The following is a 3,460-nucleotide window of genomic DNA, read 5'->3' as shown; positions in this document are numbered from 1 at the left end:
CCGCCCCGTCCCCCCCCACCTCTACCCCGCGGGGGCCGCCGCCGGGGGCCCCGGGGGGGGGCCCCCCCCCCCCCCCGCCGGTCACTGCTCCTCGTCGGCCAGGGCCGGGGACTCGGGCTTCTCCTCGGGGACGGTCGCGTTGCCGGTGACGATACGGCGGATCGTCTCCAGCGGCAGCTTCGGCGAACCGTCCGCGTGCAGAAGGCCGTTGGTCTCCTGGGCGGTGTCCATGAACTGCGTGTAGCAGAAGCCGGCGACGATCGGGCTCCTGTGCAGCACCCCGAAGACGTCGTCGAGCAGGGCCGCGTACTGCGTGTCCGAGCCGGTCCGCGTGTAGGAGAACTCGTCCTTCCCGGCGCCCACCGACAGTCCGCCGAACTCGGTGACCATCAGCGGGACTTCACCGGCGCGGTAGCGCTCCGTCTGCCGTGCGTCCAGGGAGAGGGCGCGCCCGGCCGGCCCCGGCGAGGCCAGCAGCGCCTCGAACCCGGCGGCGTCGCCGTAGCGGCGGGTGAGCAGCCCGACGTCGGAGGAGTAGTCGTGCACGCCCAGGATGTCGCTGTCGGTGTGCTCCCAGCCCTCGTTGGACATGACCGGCCGGGTCGGATCCAGAGCCCGGGTGAGGTTCGCGAGCGCGACCGTGTAGGCCTGCTGCGCCGGGTCGTTCGCGATGTCGGAGCAGCCCCAGCTCTCGTTGACCGGCACCCAGGTGACGACCGAGGGGTGGCTGCGGTCACGTCGCACGATGTCCAGCCACTCACGGGTGAGCAGCTCCACGGCCTCGGTGCCGTACTCGTACGCGGCTCCGGTCTCGCCCCACACCAGCAGGCCGAGGTGGTCGGCCCAGTAGAGGAAGCGGGGGTCCTCGGCCTTCTGGTGGACGCGGACCGCGTTGAAGCCCATGGCCTTGATCATCTCGACCTCGCGGCGCAGTTCGGCGGTACCGGAGTTCGCGATCAGGGTGTCGGGGCGGTAGCCCTGGTTGAGGACCGAACGCACCTGGTAGGGGCGGTCGTTGAGCAGGAAGGCGCCCCGGCCGACGTCGGCGCTGCGCAGGCCGACGTAGCTGTCGACGGTGTCGAGCACCTCCGAGGTGGCGGTGTCGCGGACGGTGACCCGCGCGTCGATCAGCGTGGGCCGCTCGGGGCTCCACAGCAGGTCCTCGCGGTCGATTCCGTTGCGCAGCGCGGGGACGACGAGGTCGACGCGGGCGCGCGGGGTACGGACGGCGGTGGTGGACTCGGCGAGCACCTCGCCGTCGTGGCGCAGCACGATCTCCACGCTCACCGGCGTGGCGGGCCTCGCGGCCAGGGTGATCTCGGCCGTGACGCCGCGCTTCGGGTCGGGGATCCAGGCCAGGTCGCGGATGTGCCACGCGGTGACGGTCTCGGCCCATACGGTCTGCCAGATGCCGGTGGTCCGCTCGTACCAGACCGCGTGCGGGCGGTCCTGCCAGTCCTGCTTGCCGCGCGGCTGTGCGAGGTCCGCCGGGTCGTCCTCCGCGCGTACGACGAGTACGTGTTCGTCGGCGCCGGGGCGCAGCGCGTCGGTGACGTCGGCGGTGAACGGCGTCTGACCGCCCACGTGCTCGGCCACCAGGCGGCCGTCCAGCCAGACCTTCGCGCGGTGGTCGACGGCTCCGAAGTGCACCAGCGCCCGGTCGCCGTCGCCGGCGGCGAGCACCTCGTGGGGGACGCGGCGGCGGTACCAGACCACCGGGTGCGCGGCGGTCTCGCCGATGCCGGAGGCGGGGGCCTCGGGCGGGTAGGGGACGGTGATCTCCCGGTCGAACGCACCCGCCGCCGGCTCGGAGAACCACGTGTCGCGCTCGCCCTCGCGGGCGTCGTCGTACCCGAACTCCCAGAGGCCGTCGAGGCTGTGCCACCGTTCCCGCCGCAGGATCGGCCTCGGATACGTTCCGTCCTGCTCGCTCGCCTTCACGGACCCTCCTCCTGCCCTTTCCGGAATTTCCGGCACAGGCGTTTCCACGGTCGAAGCCCTGTCATCATGAGTGATCGTTTGCATCGATGCAATGGCCGGGTGGGATGCGACGATGAGGCGGGGCTCGCCGGTGCGGCAGACTCGGAGAGCCTGTTGGGCGCCCGGTCGGGGCCGGCCGGCGGGCTCCGAGGGCCGGCGCGACGGGAAGGAGGCCCCAGTGGCCAAGGTGCGGATGCGGGACGTGGCCGAGCACGCCGGGGTGTCGGTGCGGACGGTGTCGAACGTGGTCAACGGCTACGCGCACGTCAGCCCCGACACCCGCGCGAAGGTGCAGCGCTCGCTCGACGAGCTGGGCTACCGCATGGACTACCTGGCCCGCGGCCTGCGTTCGGGCCGCACCGGCTTCATCGCGCTGGCGGTGCCGTTCCTCGCCGAGCCCTACTTCGCCGAACTCGCCCAGGCCGTGATCCGGGCCGCGGGCCGGCGCGGCATGACGGTGCTCGTCGAGTCGACCTCGGGCGACAGCGAGGTGGAGCGGCGGATCATCGAGGGCGGTCTGACCAATGTGGCCGACGGCGTGCTGCTGAGCGCCCTGACGCTGCCGGCCGCCGACGTCGCCGCCAAGAAGCCGGACTTTCCGCTGGTCATGCTGGGCGAGCACAGCGTCGGCGACCAGTTCCCGCGGGTCGGTATCGACAACGTGGCGGCCGCGCGGACGGCCGTGGAGCACCTGCTGGAGCAGGGCTGCCGCTGGATCGTCGCGCTCGGGCGCAACGGCAGCGAGAACGGCCGCCAGCGCACCGAGGGGTACCAGCAGGCGATGTCGGCGGCCCGGGTGCGGCGGGTGAACTGGCTGGTCGTACCCGTGGAGGACTGGACCAGGGAGCAGGGCTACGTGGCCGTGCGCGAGTTGCTGGAGGGTGACGGCCCGCTGCCCGACGCCATCTTCGCCTTCAACGACGCGCTCGCCGTCGGTGCGCTGCGGGCCCTGGACGCCTCCGGGGTGCGGGTGCCCGAGGACGTCGCCGTCGTCGGTATCGACGCCGTCCAGGAGTCCGCCTACACCCACCCGCCGCTCACCTCCGTCGCCCCCGACCTCGACGCCATCGCCGAACGTTCACTGGCTCTGCTGGAGGAGCAGATGGCGGCCGCCGGGGAGTCCGAGGAGGCCGCGTCGGGCGAGGACGCCCAGGCGGAAGCGGTGGTGGCGGCTCCCCAGGAGGCCACGCCGTACCGGCTGGTCGTCCGCGAGTCCTCGCGCCGGGCACCCGTGCCGGAGTGACCCGAGACGCGACGACGGCAGGGGACGACTTCTTCCCGACGGTCGACGGGCTCCTGGCTGCCCCGGCGTATCGAATCGAACGGTGGTAGGACTTCTAGGGCGTGTTGCGAAAGTCCCGCCTGCCGCGCGACGCCATGCACGTACTCTCGCCGCACCGGGCCCTGACCCAAGTACGTCCAGTACGTGGATCAGGGCCCGGCACGCCGAGAGCACGCACCTGACGCCGCGCGGCCCGCC

The 3,460-nt window shown here is 72.7% G+C and carries 2 protein-coding genes; one reads left to right on the top strand and one right to left on the bottom strand.

Going from position 1 to position 3,460, the window contains the following annotated elements; all coding sequences use genetic code 11:
• Positions 1–81: 81 nt before the first annotated feature.
• Positions 82–1,941 (bottom strand): glycoside hydrolase family 2 TIM barrel-domain containing protein, encoded by a 1,860-nt coding sequence (locus AB0G52_RS40805; RefSeq protein WP_361344309.1) that lies wholly within the window; start codon positions 1,939–1,941, stop codon positions 82–84.
• Between the two features lie 217 nt (positions 1,942–2,158).
• Between AB0G52_RS40805 and AB0G52_RS40800 the strand changes: the two genes are divergently transcribed.
• Positions 2,159–3,223, top strand: a complete 1,065-nt coding sequence (locus AB0G52_RS40800; RefSeq protein ID WP_361344306.1) for a LacI family DNA-binding transcriptional regulator — start codon at positions 2,159–2,161, stop codon at positions 3,221–3,223.
• Positions 3,224–3,460 lie beyond the last annotated feature (237 nt).

Origin of the sequence: Streptomyces sp. NPDC021562, from assembly GCF_040640875.1 — a bacterium.
In the GTDB taxonomy this organism is placed as follows: domain Bacteria; phylum Actinomycetota; class Actinomycetes; order Streptomycetales; family Streptomycetaceae; genus Streptomyces.
The sequence above is the reverse complement of the archived record's forward strand: the minus strand, read 5'-3'. Positions and strand labels throughout refer to the sequence as shown.